Source organism: Citrobacter sp. Colony219, from assembly GCF_019382635.1.
GTDB lineage: Bacteria > Pseudomonadota > Gammaproteobacteria > Enterobacterales > Enterobacteriaceae > Citrobacter > Citrobacter youngae.
Map to the genome: position 1 here is coordinate 2,548,414 of NZ_CP080033.1, position 15,218 is coordinate 2,563,631.

Annotated in this window: 16 protein-coding genes; 7 read left to right on the forward strand and 9 right to left on the reverse strand. The window is 51.1% G+C overall.

Annotation, left to right across the window (positions count from 1 at the left end; translation table 11 throughout):
* Positions 1-109: 109 nt before the first annotated feature.
* Positions 110-796, forward strand: a complete 687-nt coding sequence (locus JTI85_RS11335; RefSeq protein WP_219351497.1) for a CPBP family intramembrane glutamic endopeptidase — start codon at positions 110-112, stop codon at positions 794-796.
* Positions 797-831: 35 nt separating this feature from the next.
* Here the strand turns inward: JTI85_RS11335 and JTI85_RS11340 are convergent, their stop codons facing one another.
* Positions 832-2,085 (reverse strand): MFS transporter, encoded by a 1,254-nt coding sequence (locus JTI85_RS11340; protein ID WP_048211719.1) that lies wholly within the window; start codon positions 2,083-2,085, stop codon positions 832-834.
* Between the two features lie 107 nt (positions 2,086-2,192).
* Between JTI85_RS11340 and JTI85_RS11345 the strand changes: the two genes are divergently transcribed.
* The 3 genes from JTI85_RS11345 (at position 2,193) to bioD (ending at position 5,261) form a co-directional block, all read left to right on the forward strand.
* Positions 2,193-3,092, forward strand: a complete 900-nt coding sequence (locus JTI85_RS11345; protein ID WP_048211718.1) for a LysR family transcriptional regulator — start codon at positions 2,193-2,195, stop codon at positions 3,090-3,092.
* Positions 3,093-3,220: 128 nt separating this feature from the next.
* Complete coding sequence (gene mlc, locus JTI85_RS11350; RefSeq protein ID WP_115602074.1) at positions 3,221-4,441, forward strand: sugar metabolism global transcriptional regulator Mlc; 1,221 nt, start codon at positions 3,221-3,223, stop codon at positions 4,439-4,441.
* A 124-nt stretch (positions 4,442-4,565) separates the two neighbouring features.
* The gene (bioD, locus tag JTI85_RS11355) at positions 4,566-5,261 is read left to right on the forward strand and encodes a dethiobiotin synthase (RefSeq protein ID WP_005121161.1); all 696 of its coding nucleotides are present in this window, start codon (positions 4,566-4,568) and stop codon (positions 5,259-5,261) included.
* On the opposite strand, the gene clcB is transcribed toward bioD, so the two are convergent.
* The 6 genes from clcB to JTI85_RS11385 all read right to left on the reverse strand — a co-directional run bounded on the left by clcB (position 5,217) and on the right by JTI85_RS11385 (position 11,653).
* Positions 5,217-6,506, reverse strand: a complete 1,290-nt coding sequence (gene clcB, locus JTI85_RS11360; protein ID WP_219351499.1) for a voltage-gated ClC-type chloride channel ClcB — start codon at positions 6,504-6,506, stop codon at positions 5,217-5,219. The two genes, bioD and clcB, sit on opposite strands and share 45 nt — an antisense overlap.
* Before the next feature lie 120 nt (positions 6,507-6,626).
* Positions 6,627-7,241: a Tat proofreading chaperone DmsD gene (gene dmsD, locus JTI85_RS11365; RefSeq protein ID WP_048211716.1), complete on the reverse strand. Its 615-nt coding sequence runs from the start codon at positions 7,239-7,241 to the stop codon at positions 6,627-6,629.
* Positions 7,242-7,283: 42 nt separating this feature from the next.
* Positions 7,284-8,138, reverse strand: coding sequence for a dimethyl sulfoxide reductase anchor subunit family protein (locus JTI85_RS11370; protein ID WP_142879270.1), 855 nt, complete (start codon positions 8,136-8,138; stop codon positions 7,284-7,286).
* Between the two features lies 1 nt (position 8,139).
* Positions 8,140-8,757 carry a DMSO/selenate family reductase complex B subunit gene (locus JTI85_RS11375; RefSeq protein WP_048211714.1) on the reverse strand — a complete coding sequence of 206 codons (618 nt, stop codon included), beginning with the start codon at positions 8,755-8,757 and terminating at the stop codon, positions 8,140-8,142.
* 10 nt (positions 8,758-8,767) lie between these two features.
* Positions 8,768-11,194: a selenate/tellurate reductase subunit YnfF gene (gene ynfF, locus JTI85_RS11380; RefSeq protein WP_237558112.1), complete on the reverse strand. Its 2,427-nt coding sequence runs from the start codon at positions 11,192-11,194 to the stop codon at positions 8,768-8,770.
* A 150-nt stretch (positions 11,195-11,344) separates the two neighbouring features.
* Positions 11,345-11,653, reverse strand: a complete 309-nt coding sequence (locus tag JTI85_RS11385; protein ID WP_086523673.1) for a DUF1161 domain-containing protein — start codon at positions 11,651-11,653, stop codon at positions 11,345-11,347.
* Between the two features lie 103 nt (positions 11,654-11,756).
* Here JTI85_RS11385 and JTI85_RS11390 point away from each other — a divergent pair, with 103 nt between their 5' ends.
* Complete coding sequence (locus JTI85_RS11390) at positions 11,757-12,467, forward strand: YnfC family lipoprotein (protein WP_082193773.1); 711 nt, start codon at positions 11,757-11,759, stop codon at positions 12,465-12,467.
* A gap of 6 nt (positions 12,468-12,473) precedes the next feature.
* Here the strand turns inward: JTI85_RS11390 and speG are convergent, their stop codons facing one another.
* Entirely contained in the window at positions 12,474-13,034 is a 561-nt protein-coding gene (gene speG / locus JTI85_RS11395) for a spermidine N1-acetyltransferase (protein ID WP_048211711.1), read from the reverse strand.
* A 37-nt stretch (positions 13,035-13,071) separates the two neighbouring features.
* On the reverse strand, positions 13,072-13,413 hold the full coding sequence (locus JTI85_RS11400) for a DUF1283 family protein (RefSeq protein ID WP_048211710.1): 342 nt from the start codon (positions 13,411-13,413) through the stop codon (positions 13,072-13,074).
* Positions 13,414-13,567: 154 nt separating this feature from the next.
* On the opposite strand from JTI85_RS11400, the gene JTI85_RS11405 reads away from it, so the two are divergent.
* Together JTI85_RS11405 and rspA are read left to right on the forward strand one after the other, a co-directional pair.
* Positions 13,568-13,894 carry a YnfA family protein gene (locus JTI85_RS11405; protein WP_005121149.1) on the forward strand — a complete coding sequence of 109 codons (327 nt, stop codon included), beginning with the start codon at positions 13,568-13,570 and terminating at the stop codon, positions 13,892-13,894.
* Between the two features lie 108 nt (positions 13,895-14,002).
* On the forward strand, positions 14,003-15,217 hold the full coding sequence (gene rspA, locus JTI85_RS11410) for a starvation-sensing protein RspA (protein ID WP_048211709.1): 1,215 nt from the start codon (positions 14,003-14,005) through the stop codon (positions 15,215-15,217).
* The last annotated feature ends 1 nt before the right edge of the window (position 15,218 follow it).

Here is a 15,218-nt window from a genome sequence, read left to right on the forward strand (position 1 = left end):
CATCATAGGCATGGGAATTTTGGTAGCTTGTCAATGATAATGATACTTTTTATCATGATCGTGTATTGTTCAGATAACGAGAACATTTCATTTTATCCAAGGAGCAGGTGTGCAACAGGAAGTCAGTAACGAATATATCGCAAGGACAAAAGCGGTGGCTGGCTGTTTCTCTATGTTTTTGTTGATGTTCGGCCTCACATTTTCCCCATTATTTTTCCCTGCCAGTCACGACTTGTTCGCCAAAGGATTACTTTTCCCGCTGCTGTTTACACTGGAATTCGTCGTCCTGGTGCCGTTGTATTACGTTTTCTTTAGAAAAAGAGACGGTCTCGGGAAAGGAACATTCAACGCCCGGTGGTTTGCCATATTGTTTGTTGCGCTGCTGATTGTGCAGCTGGTCCTGCCCTGGGTATTGGGGATCAGAAAGACCGAAGAATGGGTGACAAGCCAGGTCTCACTGAACAGCTACGCGCTTTGGTTATCCAGTGTAACGCTGATATTTATTGCACCTGTGTATGAAGAAATCATCTTCAGGGGCTGCCTGTTCAATGCCTTTCAGTACTGGTTCAATAATAAAACAGGATTGTCGTCAGTGGTGGTGTCGGCTATTTTTGCCGTGATGCATACACAGTATGTGGATCTGAGAACGTTATTGATGTTGTTTATTGTGTCCCAGGTTTTGATCCTGGCGAGGCTGAAAAGTAACGGTTTACTGATGCCGATTTTGCTACATATTTTGATGAACGGTACGGTAATTGCTCTGCAGATTAGCGCCCAGACGTTTATGTTATCGTGAGACGTTTATGATGCCCGGTTTTCGGGCATCATTGATTATGCGTGCAGACGGTGGTGCAATCGGGCACCAACCAATAGCGCCAGCACCAGCATCAGTGCGATAAACCCGCCCACGCCGTTCCAGCCATAGCTATGCCAGAAAACACCCCCTAGTGTACCGGCAATGCTTGAGCCCAGGTAATAGCTGAACAGGTACAGTGAAGAGGCCTGGCCTTTAGCGCGTTTGGCTCGCGGCCCGATCCAACTACTTGCCACGGAATGCGCCGCAAAAAAGCCGGCTGAAAAGAGCAACATACCGGCAAAAATCAGCCATAACGAGGTAAACAGAGTCATTATTAGCCCGAACAACATCACGCCCGTCGAGAACAACATTACCGGGCCGCGCCCATAACGGGTGGTCATGGAACCGGCTTTTGGTGAGCTCCAGGTGCCGGTAAGATAAGCCACAGACAACAAACCGACGACAGCCTGGCTCAGCGCCCAGGGAGACAGCATCAGACGGTAGCCGATGTAGTTAAACAGTGTGACAAACGACCCCATCAGCAAGAACCCTTCTGCGAACAACAGTGGAAGTCCTCTGTCACGCCAGTGCAAACGGAAGTTGATAAATAACGTTTTAGGCCGTAACGATGTCGGTCTGAAGTGCCGTGATTCCGGTAAGATCTTCCAGAACATTAGCGCGGAGGCGAGGGCAAAGCAGCCAATAGCCGCCAGCGCGATTCGCCAGTTAAAAAAGTCAGTAAACACGCCGCTAATCAAACGACCACTCATACCACCAATCGAGTTTCCGCTGATGTATAAGCCCATTGAAAATGCAACAAAACTTGGGTGAATTTCCTCACTCAAATAGGTCATTCCCACGGCCGCCACGCCGCTCAGTGACAGTCCGATCAGCGCACGCATGATTAAAATACCGTGCCAACTGGTCATCATTGTTGAAAGGAGCGTACAACAAGAGGCGAGCAGCAGCGCGGTAACCATCACCGGCTTGCGGCCAATAGCATCTGAAAGTGGGCCGGTAAACAGTAACCCTATCGCCAGCATCGCTGTTGAAATGGAGAGCGAAATACTACTGCTGGCAGGCGATACGCCAAACTCGTGCGAAAGCACAGGCAGTATGGGTTGTACGCAATAGAGGAGGGCAAAAGTCGCCAGTCCGGCGGAAAACAGCGCCAGCGTGACGCGCATAAATGGGGATGTTCCGCGTTTGATAAAACCATCCGGCGGGGTAACTATCTGTTCATCAACATCGCTTGTTGGCGCGGTATCGACAGTTGTTGTACGGCTCACTTGAAATCCTTGCTCATCCAATTACGTCTACAGGACCAGCCTTAAGAGTATGAAAATCACAATATTCTGTCTAATATATTAATAATCTCAAATAATATTTTAAAGATATGAATATCGAACTGCGTCATTTACGTTACTTTGTGGCAGTTGCGGAAGAGCTGCATTTTGGTCGTGCAGCGGCACGACTGAATATTTCGCAACCTCCGTTGAGTCAGCAGATCCAGATTCTTGAGCAGCAGGTGGGTGCACGGCTACTGGCGCGGACTAACCGCAGCGTGGCGCTTACCGCTGCCGGAAAACAGTTTCTGGCGGACAGTCGGCAAATCCTGGGTCTGGTAAATGAGGCTGCCGCCCGTGCTGAGCGATTACACCTGGGGGAGTCGGGAGAACTGCGCATCGGTTTTACGTCATCAGCCCCGTTTATTAAGGCCGTGTCCGATACGCTGTCTCTTTTTCGCCAATGCTATCCTGCGGTGCATATGCAAACCCGTGAAATGAATACGCGCGAGCAAATTGCCCCGCTCAACGAGGGAACACTGGATTTAGGGCTCCTGCGCAATACGCAACTACCGGACACGCTGGCGCGGGAGGTCATTTTGCATGAGCCGCTGATGGCGATGATCCCACGCGCACATCCTCTGGCGCAAAAGCCGGTGGTGACGCTGGCGGAGTTGGCAAACGAGCCGTTTGTCTTTTTTGATCCGCATGTTGGAACGGGGTTGTATGACGATATTCTCGGCCTGATGCGCCGTTATGATCTGAAACCAACCATCGCCCAGGAGGTCGGTGAGGCGATGACCATCATTGGACTGGTGGCCGCAGGGTTGGGGGTTTCCATTTTGCCCGCCTCTTTTAAACGGGTGCAATTGTATGAAATGTGTTGGATCCCTATTGCCGAAGACGATGCGGTCTCCGAAATGTGGTTGGTGTGGCCGAAGCATCATGAACAAAGCCACGCTGCGCAGCGTTTTCGCCAGCAGCTTTTAGCCGCAGTGCAGCGCGGTTAATTTAGTTTAAAAATGGTCGAAAATGTGCAGTAAATCACAAGGCTAAGCAAAAAGTTGACGGAAACCATTGAAGTGCTTCACCATAGTCTACAGATTATTTCGGAGCGCGAAAATAAAGGGAGTAAGTGGTGGTTGCTGATAGTCAGCCTGGGCATATCGATCAAATTAAGCAGACCAATGCGGGCGCGGTTTATCGTCTGATTGATCAGCTGGGACCGGTATCGCGTATTGATCTCTCTCGCCTGGCACAATTGGCGCCTGCCAGTATTACCAAAATTGTCCGAGAAATGCTGGAAGCGCATTTGGTGCAGGAGCTGGAAATAAAAGAAGCCGGTAACCGCGGACGTCCGGCGGTTGGGCTGGTTGTCGAAACAGAAGCCTGGCATTACCTTTCTATTCGTATTAGTCGTGGCGAGATTTTCCTGGCGCTGCGCGATCTGAGCAGCAAACTGGTGGTCGAGGATTGTCTTGAAATGGCGCTGGTCAGCGAGATATCGTTACTGGAACGGGTTGTTGCGCAAGTCGATCAGTTTTTTATTCGTCACCAGCAAAAACTCGAACGCCTAACTTCCATCGCGATTACCTTACCCGGCATTATTGATACAGAGAACGGTATCGTACATCGTATGCCGTTCTATGATGACGTCAAAGAGATGCCGCTCGGCGAAACGCTGGAGCGGCATACCGGCGTGCCGGTATACATTCAGCACGATATCAGCGCATGGACCATGGCCGAGGCGCTGTTTGGTGCATCACGCGGGGCGCGTGATGTTATTCAGGTAGTCATCGATCACAACGTGGGTGCAGGGGTGATCACTGATGGCCATTTACTGCATGCAGGCAGCAGCAGCCTGGTCGAAATAGGTCATACGCAGGTGGACCCTTACGGCAAACGGTGCTACTGCGGTAATCATGGGTGTCTGGAAACGATCGCCAGCGTCGACAGCGTGCTGGAACTGGCGCAGGTGCGACTGAAGCAGTCAATGAGTTCCTCTCTGCACGGACAACCGTTGACGGTAGACGCACTGTGTCAGGCGGCCATGCAGGGCGATTTATTGGCGAAAGATATTATTAACGGCGTTGGGACACATGTCGGTCGTATCCTGGCCATCATGGTGAATTTGTTCAACCCGCAAAAGATATTGATAGGATCTCCACTCAGTAAAGCTGCTGACATTTTGTTCCCGACGATTGCTGACAGCATTCGTCAACAGGCGCTTCCGGCCTACAGCCAGCACATTGTTGTCGAAAGTACGCAATTTTCTAATCAGGGGACGATGGCGGGGGCCGCTCTCGTTAAAGACGCGATGTATAACGGTTCTTTGTTGATTCGTCTATTACAGGGTTAACATTTTTTAACTGTTGTACGAAAAATTGCGCTATCTCAAGCTGGTTCTGGCCGTCATACTTTAGACTTTCTCCACTGTTTTATTTTCCTGACTTATATTTTCAGAGCATACGGTGGAGTTAGTGATGCTGAAGCGTTTCTTTATTACAGGTACAGACACTTCTGTTGGGAAGACCGTGGTTTCCCGCGCATTACTACAAGCGTTGGCGTCAGGGGGTAAACGTGTGGCGGGTTACAAACCCGTCGCCAAAGGCAGCAAAGAGACCCCGGAGGGTATGCGCAATAAAGATGCACTGGTGCTGCAAAGTGTGTCATCCATCGAACTGCCGTACGAGGCGATTAACCCTATCGCGCTGAGCGAAGACGAAAGCAGCGTGGCGCATAGTGGTCCGGTTAACTACACCCTGTTATCCAATGGACTTGCAAGCCTGAGTGAGAAGGTTGATCACGTTGTTGTTGAAGGTACAGGTGGCTGGCGTAGTCTGATGAACGATCTGCGTCCGTTATCGGAGTGGGTAGTACAGGAGCAACTCCCGGTTCTGATGGTGGTGGGCATTCAGGAAGGCTGTATTAACCATGCCATTCTCACCGCACAGGCGATTGCCAGTGACGGGCTGCCGTTGATTGGCTGGGTAGCGAACCGTATTAACCCCGGATTGGCGCATTATGCCGAAATCATCGACGTGCTAAGCAAAAAATTACCGGCACCGTTGATGGGTGAATTGCCTTATTTGCCACGTGCCGAGCAGCGCGAGCTTTCTCAGTATATTCGTCTGTCAATGCTCGGCAGCGTGTTGTCTGTAGATAGAGTCATGGCGTAACGTTCGCGACAGCACTGACGACACGACGCAAGCAATCAACAGGCCGGGGAGCAGTCGATACTCCCCGGTCATTTCACAGACCATCAATGTCGACATAATGGGGGCATGGGTCGTCGCCGCCAGCAGTGTGGCCATTCCTGTTAAGCCCAACAGTACCGCTATTTCATCCGCCCCCGGAAGCCAGAACCCCCATACCCGACCCAGTAACATACCGATCGACAAACCGACGAACAACGTTGGTGTAAACACGCCGCCGGGGGCTCCTGAACCGCTACTGGCGAGTACGGCCAGCAATTTGCAAATGAAAATTCCGCTGATGACGGCGAGCAAAGGCGGAGAGAGTAAATACGACTGTACCACGCTGTAGCCGTTGCCCCAGACCGCAGGTGTGAGTAGCGACAACAGGCCAACGATCAACCCGCCCAGGGCTAACTGGCCTGGTGGTGCGAGTTTTAAGCGCAAAAAGCCGTTGTGGCTGGTGGTCATAAGCCACATAAAAAGAGGTCCGCAGAGACCGGCTAACAGACCCGTGCTGATAATCATCACATATTCCAGCACATGCAGTTCACGTGTCAGATGAACGGTATACAGTAGCGCGTTGCTGTCGCTAAGCGCATTGGTGGTTAACAATGCGACGACGGCGGAGACAACCACCGGCCCTAATGAGGCGAGGATCAACGTGCCAAACAGCACTTCGGCAATAAATAAGCTACCCGCCAACGGAGCGTGATACGCACCGGCCATACCAGCAGCAGCCCCGCAGGCAATCCATAATTTCCATTCCGAACGCGGTGTGAAGCGTTGTGCGAAGCATGAGGCCGCCAATGCGGCCAATAAAATCATTGCTCCTTCACGACCAATGGCGCTACCGCTCGCCACGACGACCAAAGAGGCCAGTGATTTCACCAGACTTGCGCTGACGTCGAACTGCCCGTCAGTCTGCAGGGCTTCCATATAATCTGTGGGGGCCTGTGGGCGTAAACGATTAAATTTTTGCCAGCCCCAGAACAAGAGTCCTGCCGCCAGACCACCGAGCGCAGATGTCAGCATGCGTCTGAACGGCGGCAGATTTGTCGCGGCATTGACCAGACTTCCCGTATCGTTACTCAGAAACAGCCATTCAAGCAATTGCATCGCATGACGAAATCCTGCAACGGCCAGGGCTGCAAGGATACCAATCAGCGCGGCGATCAGCAGACGCCGAAACAGAGTGCGTAGGTCAGGATAAGCATGTAAACGATGCATGGGTTGCCAGACAGGAATATTCAGACGGCTTATTTTGCGGGTAATTAGCCGCAGAAGCAAAAGCTCAGCGTGCGAAACTTAGCGGGAAATGGGCAGGAACTGTCCTGCCCGTGGGTGACATTAACGAAACAATGGTTTATCTGCCACCGGAACTAATAACTGCGACTGCCATTGTGCCAGCGTCAGGCGTGCCAGTTTACCCAACCCCTGGTAGAACGGATGGTCCGCCTTCTCGATAAAAATATCGAGAAAGCGAGCCGACCACGGCAGTAGATGCCAGGCCAGCAATTGCTCACATTCGGTGTGGCGGCCATTTTCGGCAAGCCAGGCGGTTAGCAGTAACAGCGAACCAAAGTGATCTTCTGGCTCATTCTGTTGCAGCGCAAACTGAATGCCGTTGTCGCGCATCCATTGACGTAATGCCAGCGTGGAATCACCAAACAACACGTTTTCGCGATCCAGCCAGACCGAACCCCAGGGCGGGGATGGCAAAGCGTAGGGGCCGATAAACAAACGTTGCCAGGCTTGTGGGAGCGTTTCATCGCTATCTGTCTGCATTTGTGCAGCCAGTGGCGACAGCGTAGCTTCCGGCAGCGGCCACTGTGCTTGCCAGCCATCAGCTTTTAACGCACTGACCATCGCAGATGCTTCAGCGCTATCTGGCGCATAGAAGAACAACGCGCCCAGAACGCGCGCTGCGGTTGAAAAGTTGTCACATTGTGAAAAATGGGTCATGCAAACAATCCTGAACAGTGCGGGTTGCCCCGCACCCGAGAGTTAACCTGCAACAGCCATTCCGACTGTCATATGCAAACCATAAAACAAACCACGACCAATGATTTCACCGGCCAGGACTAAAATTAAACCTAACGCCAGCCCAGCGGCATGCGGGTTTTTACGGCGGATAAGCGGGCATATCCAGCACCCAAGACCTGCGGCCAGCAAGACGATGCGCCACACCTGTAAGCGGCCGTAGTCAGGTACCAGCGCATTGGCGAATTGCACCGAACTGTGGATTGTGCCGAGGGAAAGTCCCTGCAGGACAATCACACCTGCACTCACCAGTAACGCCAGCACGCTTATTCCCGCGAACACGTTGGCATTAAAAGGAACACCAGCAGCACGCAACAGCAGGGCGGCAAAGAGTGGCCCGCTCAGAAGCATGGTCATGAAAAAGGCCACCGTAGTGTAACCATTATACCAGGTCGGTACGGTATCTATCTGGTAAACGTTGGTCATCGCCCAGACAAACACCACGCCCAGCAACATGCTTACCAGCAGCCATATTTTACCTAATGCAACAGGCATTTTACCGAGAAAAGCGACCAGCCACCATAAACCACCGACGGCAAAAAACAGCGAACCGCTGGCGATTTCATTACTTAGCGCTGATTCACCGACTCTGTTCAGTGAGTTAAATGCGCGTAACGGAGACCCCAAATGCATAACCGAGGCCAGGAATGCGATTCCCATTACCAGCCAAAGAAAAAACATACTGCGAACAATGCGCTGCCTTACAACATCGTCTTTGGCGGCAACCCAACCCAGCCCACTGACGATTAGCGCGCCTGCCACGCATTGGCCCAGAACCGTGAACAGTACCAGCGGCCATTCATGCCATCCACTTCCCATTTTAGACCTCCTTCGGATTAGCCAGATAACCCGTGGTATCCCCGGTCGGGCGGCTATTGGCATTTGGTTTGATGACGATGCTCGGTTTGGTAAAGTGCGCGCCAGGGAGCGGCGCAACCGCGGCCAGGGTACCGTGTTTTTTACGCAGTTCCTCTATCGGGCCGAAGTCCAGCGCACGCAACGGGCAGGATTCGACACAGATGGGTTTCTTACCCTCAGCAACGCGTTCATGACAGCCATCGCACTTGGTCATGTGTCCTTTGGCGGCATTGTATTGCGGCGCACCATATGGGCAGGCCATGTGGCAATAGCGACAGCCAATGCACACGTCTTCATCCACGACCACAAAACCATCTTCACGTTTGTGCATCGCGCCGCTTGGACACACCTTGGTACAGGCCGGGTCTTCACAGTGGTTGCACGCAATGGAGAGGTAGTAGGCGAAAACGTTCTGGTGCCAGACACCGTTATCTTCCTGCCAGTCACCGCCGGCGTATTCGTAAATACGGCGGAAACTGACGTCCGGCGTTAAATTTTTGAAGTCTTTGCAGGCCAGTTCGCAAGTTTTGCAACCGGTGCAACGGGCGGAGTCGATAAAAAATCCGTATTGAGTCGTCATGGGTTACACCTTACGCCTTTTCAACCTGAACGAGATTACTGTGGGATGGATTCCCCTTCGCTAACGGAGAAGGACGATGTGACGTGAGAATGTTAATAGAACCACCGTGATCGATCTGGTCACCAAACATATCAGCATTGAGCCATGCGCCTTGGCCGATGGCTGTCACGCCGGGCAAAATACGCGGTGTGACTTTCGCAGCGATCAGCATCTGACCATTGCTGTTAAACACCCGTACCGTATCGCCGTGATGAATACCACGTGAACGAGCATCGACGGGGTTAATCCAGATTTCCTGCGGGCATGCCTGTTGTAAAACATCAATGTTGCCGTAGCTTGAGTGAGTTCGCGCCTTATAGTGGAACCCGGTGAGCTGTAGCGGGTACGTTTTGCGTTTGGGGTCGTCCCAGCCGTCAAAGCCTGGCGCATAAGCCGGTAGCGGATGCACAATCTCGTCTTGCTTGAGTTCCCATGTCTCGGCAATGGTGGCCAGTCTTTCAGAGTAAATCTCAATTTTCCCTGATGGCGTTTTCAACGGGTTTGCCGCAGGATCTTCGCGGAATGAACGGAAGGCAACATAGTGTTCTTCCGGGCATTTTTTCTTGAAAATACCGGTCGTTTTCATCTCTTCGTAATCCGGCATTTCCGGGTTACGTTCTTTGGTTTTGGCATGCAGATATTTCACCCACTCGTGTTGGGTGCGGCCTTCCGTGAATTTTTGATAGACGTCCGGGCCCAGGCGTTTAGCGACTTCACTTAACATCCAGTAGATGGGTTTTCGTTCAAATTTAGGTGAGGTAGCGGGTTGTCCGAGGATCACATAGCCCATATTCCCGGCGGACTCATGTGAGATGAGATCTTCCTGTTCAGTAGGCATCAGATCCGGCAGCAGGATGTCGCAGTACTTCGCCGATGCGGTCATAAAGTGCTCAATGCCGACAATCATTTCGCACTTACTGTCATCCTGTAAAACGTCATGAGTATGAGCAATATTGCCATGCTGGTTGATGAGCGTGTTACTGGCATAGCACCAGATAAACTTGATAGGCACATCCAGTTTATCTTTGCCACGGACACCGTCGCGGGTGGCTGTCATTTCTGCACCATGATCGATAGCATCCGTCCAGGTGAACACCGATATCTGTGTTTTGACCGGGTTCTCTAACATGGAGAACCATTCAACGCCCAGATCCCAGGTCCCTTCACGCATACCGGAGTTACCGCCGTTAATTCCCACGTTTCCTGTCAAAACAGAGAGCATGGTGATTGCTCGGGCTGTCTGTTCACCGTTGGAATGGCGTTGCGGTCCCCAGCCCTGACAGATGTAAGCTGGTTTTGCCGAACCTATTTCACGCGCTAACTGGATGATTTTGTCTGCAGGGATGCTGGTAATCTGAGATGCCCATTGCGGTGTTTTGGCAATTCCGTCCGGACCGTCACCTAATATATAGGCCTTGTAGTGCGCATTACGCGGTGCGCTGGCGGGGAGAGTGGTTTCATCGTAGCCGATGCAGTATTTATCAAGGAAAGGTTTATCAATCAGATCTTCTGTGATCAGCACCCAGGCGATAGCGGCGGCCAGTGCAGCATCTGTCCCAGGGCGAATAGGCAACCATTCATCTTCACGACCTGCGGCGGTGTCGTTGTAGCGTGGATCGATAACGATCATTCTGGCATTTGACCGCTCACGTGCCTGCTCGACATACCATGTTACGCCACCGCCGCTCATACGCGTTTCGGCTGGGTTATTACCAAACATCACAACCAGTTTTGTGTTGGCGATATCGTCGGGACTGTTACCGTCGTTAGCACCAAACATGTATCCCATGGCGGCGCTGATTTGTGCGGTGCTGTAACTCCCGTAACGGCTTAGATAGCCACCACAGGAATTCATCAAACGGTAGGGGACGTTGGAGTTCGTGATATTACCGCCATCCACACCGGTACCATAAAGAACGTGAACGGCTTCATTACCGTAATCATGCAAAATACGTTTCAGATTTCCGGCTACGGTATCCAGCGCTTCATCCCAACTGATACGCTCAAATTTGCCTTCWCCGCGTTTRCCAACGCGTTTCATCGGRTATTTGAGGCGGTCAGGGTGGTTCATACGACGGCGAATCGAACGACCACGCAAGCAGGCGCGAACTTGGTGGTTACCGTAGGTATCATCGCCGGTCGTGTCAGATTCAACCCAGTAGACTGCATCATCTTTCACATGCAGACGTAAAAGGCAACGGCTGCCGCAGTTAACCGTACAGGAACTCCAGACAGCTTTATCTTCAACAGGTTGCACTGATTGCTGTACTGCAGCAGCAGCGGCACGAATACCAAAGGGTAGTGACAGGCCTCCGGCAGCAAGTGCCAGTGAACCTATAGCCGAGGATTTCACTAACGTCCTGCGGCTAATACCTCCATATTGCTCATCTTCAGACATAACCCACTCCATTGTAATTTTCGCTATATACATTGTTTTATAACGAAATAACTAGCTTGCTAACAATGAAGTTGAGTCTACCTATTTATAGGTAAATCTTATTAATGCATATCAAACAGGAGTGACCCTCCGCGAACGGAGGGTAAAAATTTATTGCGGTTCAGCCACGTGACCGTCCTGAGAAGGGCTACTGTTTGCGGGTGCGTTACCGCTGTTAGTTCGGGTATAGAGGATCTTGTGCGTATCATTGGCACAATGACCGACCACCAGTGAATCAGGCTGATCGGCCTGGTCATTAGGAACAATATTCAACGTGAAACTGGATTCCGCGACACCATTATTAATAATGCGCTGCTCGATATCACTCTTCACGCGCTCACATGACGCGGGTGCCGCCAGGATCTGCGGGGAAGCGACCAGTAATAAGCTCGCGGCAATTCCTGCTATGTATTTCATCATCAACTCCTTTCGTGATCGACATAAACTAAGATTAGCATTTCTGGTGTAAATAACTGTATTTGCTAATATGATTGAGAATTATCTTCTTATCCCGGTGAAAAATGTGAAGAAACAGACCCTGTTAGGTTTCCTGTGTATCGTGTTGGTTGGGTGTGATAACGCCAAAGGGCTGGTGTCCTTTACGCCGGAAATGGCCAGCTTCTCCAATGAATTTGATTTTGATCCGCTGCGTGGCCCGGTGAAAGATTTTAGTCAGACACTGCTCAACGACAAAGGCGAAGTGACTAAGCGCGTCACAGGTACACTCTCGCAGGAAGGTTGTTTTGATACGCTGGAATTGCATGATGTCGAAAATAATACGGGTATGGCGTTAGTGCTGGATGCGAACTTCTATCGGGATGCCGAAACGATGGAAAAACGGATCCGTTTACAGGGGAAATGCCAACTGGCGGAACTGCCTTCTGCGGGCGTAGTGTGGGATACCGACGATAACGGTTTTGTTGTGTCCGCCACGGGAAAAGAAATGAAGGTGCAGTACCGGTATGATGCGGAAGGCTACCCGCTCGGCAAAACCACCGTCAGTAAGGACAATACGCTGCAGGTTGAGGCTAAACCGTCAGCCGATCCATTGAAAAAACTGGATTACACGGCAGTAAGCATGCTGAACGATCATCCTTTAGGTAACGTCAAACAAACCTGTGAGTATGATTCGTATGCTAATCCGGTCAACTGCCAGCTGGTTATCGTTGACGAAAGCGTAAAGCCGGCAGTTGAGCATCATTACTCGATTGAAAACACCATTGATTACTACTAACCGTTTTTACTGAGCGGTAGGTTGTAACAGGCTGGAACCCGGTATTTTGTGATCGGCAAGATATTGCTGTTGGAAGATACACATGCGAATGGTGTTACGATATTGGCCGTTAATAAAGAACTCATGAATCAATTCACCTTCGACCATAAAGCCAAGTTTGCGGTAGATGTGAATGGCTTTTTCGTTCTCTTTATCAACGATCAGATACAGCTTATATAAATTAAGCACGGTAAAACCGTAATCCATCGCCAGCTTTGCCGCGCGCGTTGCCAGACCTTTGCCCTGGTAATCCGGGGAAATGATGATCTGAAACTCAGCACGGCGGTGCACATGGTTTATTTCAACCAGCTCCACCAGCCCGGCTTTCTCACCGTCACACTCGACCACAAAACGGCGTTCACTTTGGTCGTGAATGTGTTTGTCATACAGGTCTGACAGCTCAACAAACGCTTCGTAAGGTTCTTCAAACCAGTAGCGCATGACGCTGGCGTTGTTATCAAGCTGATGGACGAAACGTAAATCTTCACGCTCCAGCGGGCGCAGCTTTACACTGAGGGCGCTTGCCATATCGTATCCTTTCAATATCTTCTAGTGAGCACAATGATTATGGGGCAACGGTGCGGCCAGTGCGGCGATCGAGACAACGCAGGGTGTTAGGCTCCCAATACGCATTCAGGTTCGCGCTTTGTTCGCATTTATCACGGCTATCAAAAGCAGCGTCGGCTTTGTCCCACTCTTTCTCTGTACGCTTGTTGACTTTCTGACGCAACTGACGCGTATCGTTCCACTGTTCCTTTTCCATTGCAGCCTGTTGACGACTTTGCGCACTGTCCCCGGACTCTATGACCAGTTTACTGGTTTCAGCAAATACGGAAGAGGTGTACACGGCCGCCGCCAGCGTCAGCATGGCCGTCAGACACAGGCGTTTGGTCAGTGTAATTTTCATGGCGAATTCCTTTAATGAGAAAGGGAAAAAAACGATAAAACAGGGTTAAATTCTACACTATTCCTGCGCCAGGGCATACCCACTGGGCGCATATGGATACGTTGGACATATTCTGTCGTATCATGGTTAAACCGAAGGTAACTGAATTACTTCAATGCTTAAGACAACATTACTTTTCTTCGTCACCGCGTTATGCGAAATCATTGGCTGCTTTTTACCTTGGCTCTGGCTTAAGCGTGGGGCGACGGCCTGGTTGCTGGTTCCCGCTGGGGTGTCATTAGCGCTGTTCGTCTGGTTGCTGACGCTACATCCGGCGGCGAGCGGGCGGGTATATGCCGCGTATGGTGGTGTCTACGTGGTGACTGCACTGCTCTGGTTACGCATTGTCGATGGCGTAAAACTGAGCCTGTACGACTGGTCCGGCGCGTTAGTAGCACTGTGCGGGATGTTGATCATCGTTGCCGGATGGGGGCGCGCATAGCGCCTTTTTTTGTGATCAGTGAGCGTTTTTTTGATCTTCATACTTGTATGGTAGTAGTTCAGTTGGGTAAATTTCCTGCATCACAAGAAGAGATGTAAGGATTAAAAAATGAAGATTGTCGGGGCTGAAGTTTTTGTTACCTGTCCAGGACGTAATTTTGTCACGCTGAAAATCACGACAGACGATGGGATCACTGGATTAGGGGATGCCACGCTTAACGGGCGTGAATTATCCGTGGCGTCCTACCTGAAAGATCATGTGTGTCCACAGCTAATTGGACGTGATGCGCATCGAATTGAGGATATCTGGCAGTTTTTCTACAAGGGGGCTTACTGGCGCCGCGGCCCGGTAACGATGTCGGCGATTTCTGCGGTGGATATGGCCCTGTGGGATATCAAAGCGAAGGCGGCGAATATGCCGTTGTACCAGTTGCTGGGGGGCGCATCACGCGAAGGCGTCATGGTGTACTGTCACACAACGGGTCATTCCATTGATGATGTGCTGGAGGATTACGCGCGTCATAAAGAGATGGGATTTAAAGCGATCCGTGTGCAGTGTGGTGTACCGGGAATGAAGACCACCTACGGAATGTCTAAAGGTAAAGGCCTGGCCTACGAACCTGCGACCAAAGGCCAGTGGCCGGAAGAGCAGCTGTGGTCGACGGAGAAATATCTCGATTTCACACCGAAATTGTTTGAAGCCGTCCGCAACAAATTTGGTTTTGATGAACATCTTCTGCATGACATGCATCACCGTCTGACGCCAATTGAAGCGGCTCGTTTTGGTAAGAGCATTGAACAATACCGTTTGTTCTGGATGGAAGACCCAACCCCCGCTGAAAACCAAGAGTGCTTCCGCCTGATTCGCCAGCATACGGTCACGCCGATTGCGGTAGGGGAAGTGTTCAACAGTATCTGGGACTGCAAGCAGCTTATTGAAGAACAGCTGATCGACTATATTCGCACCACTATTACCCACGCAGGCGGTATCACCGGTATGCGTCGTATTGCTGATTTTGCCTCACTTTATCAGGTACGCACGGGTTCTCATGGACCTTCCGATTTGTCGCCAGTCTGCATGGCCGCTGCGCTGCATTTCGATCTGTGGGTACCCAATTTCGGGGTGCAGGAATATATGGGGTACTCAGAACAGATGTTGGAAGTGTTCCCGCATAACTGGACCTTTGATAACGGCTACATGCATCCAGGTGACAAACCAGGGCTCGGTATTGAGTTTGACGAAAAACTTGCAGCGAAATATCCGTACGATCCCGCATATCTGCCGGTCGCCCGTCTTGAAGATGGCACGCTATGGAACTGGTAAG

Bases quoted from the DNA above. Each gene is read 5' to 3' on its own strand.
- JTI85_RS11375 (WP_048211714.1), bottom strand. From the start codon at position 8,757: ATGACGACTCAATACGGATTTTTTATCGACTCCGCCCGTTGCACCGGT.
- JTI85_RS11385 (WP_086523673.1), bottom strand. From the start codon at position 11,653: ATGATGAAATACATAGCAGGAATTGCCGCGAGCTTATTACTGGTCGCT.
- JTI85_RS11345 (WP_048211718.1), top strand. From the start codon at position 2,193: ATGAATATCGAACTGCGTCATTTACGTTACTTTGTGGCAGTTGCGGAA.
- rspA (WP_048211709.1), top strand. From the start codon at position 14,003: ATGAAGATTGTCGGGGCTGAAGTTTTTGTTACCTGTCCAGGACGTAAT.
- JTI85_RS11405 (WP_005121149.1), top strand. From the start codon at position 13,568: ATGCTTAAGACAACATTACTTTTCTTCGTCACCGCGTTATGCGAAATC.
- dmsD (WP_048211716.1), bottom strand. From the start codon at position 7,241: ATGACCCATTTTTCACAATGTGACAACTTTTCAACCGCAGCGCGCGTT.
- bioD (WP_005121161.1), top strand. From the start codon at position 4,566: ATGCTGAAGCGTTTCTTTATTACAGGTACAGACACTTCTGTTGGGAAG.
- speG (WP_048211711.1), bottom strand. From the start codon at position 13,034: ATGGCAAGCGCCCTCAGTGTAAAGCTGCGCCCGCTGGAGCGTGAAGAT.
- JTI85_RS11370 (WP_142879270.1), bottom strand. From the start codon at position 8,138: ATGGGAAGTGGATGGCATGAATGGCCGCTGGTACTGTTCACGGTTCTG.
- clcB (WP_219351499.1), bottom strand. From the start codon at position 6,506: ATGCATCGTTTACATGCTTATCCTGACCTACGCACTCTGTTTCGGCGT.
- JTI85_RS11400 (WP_048211710.1), bottom strand. From the start codon at position 13,413: ATGAAAATTACACTGACCAAACGCCTGTGTCTGACGGCCATGCTGACG.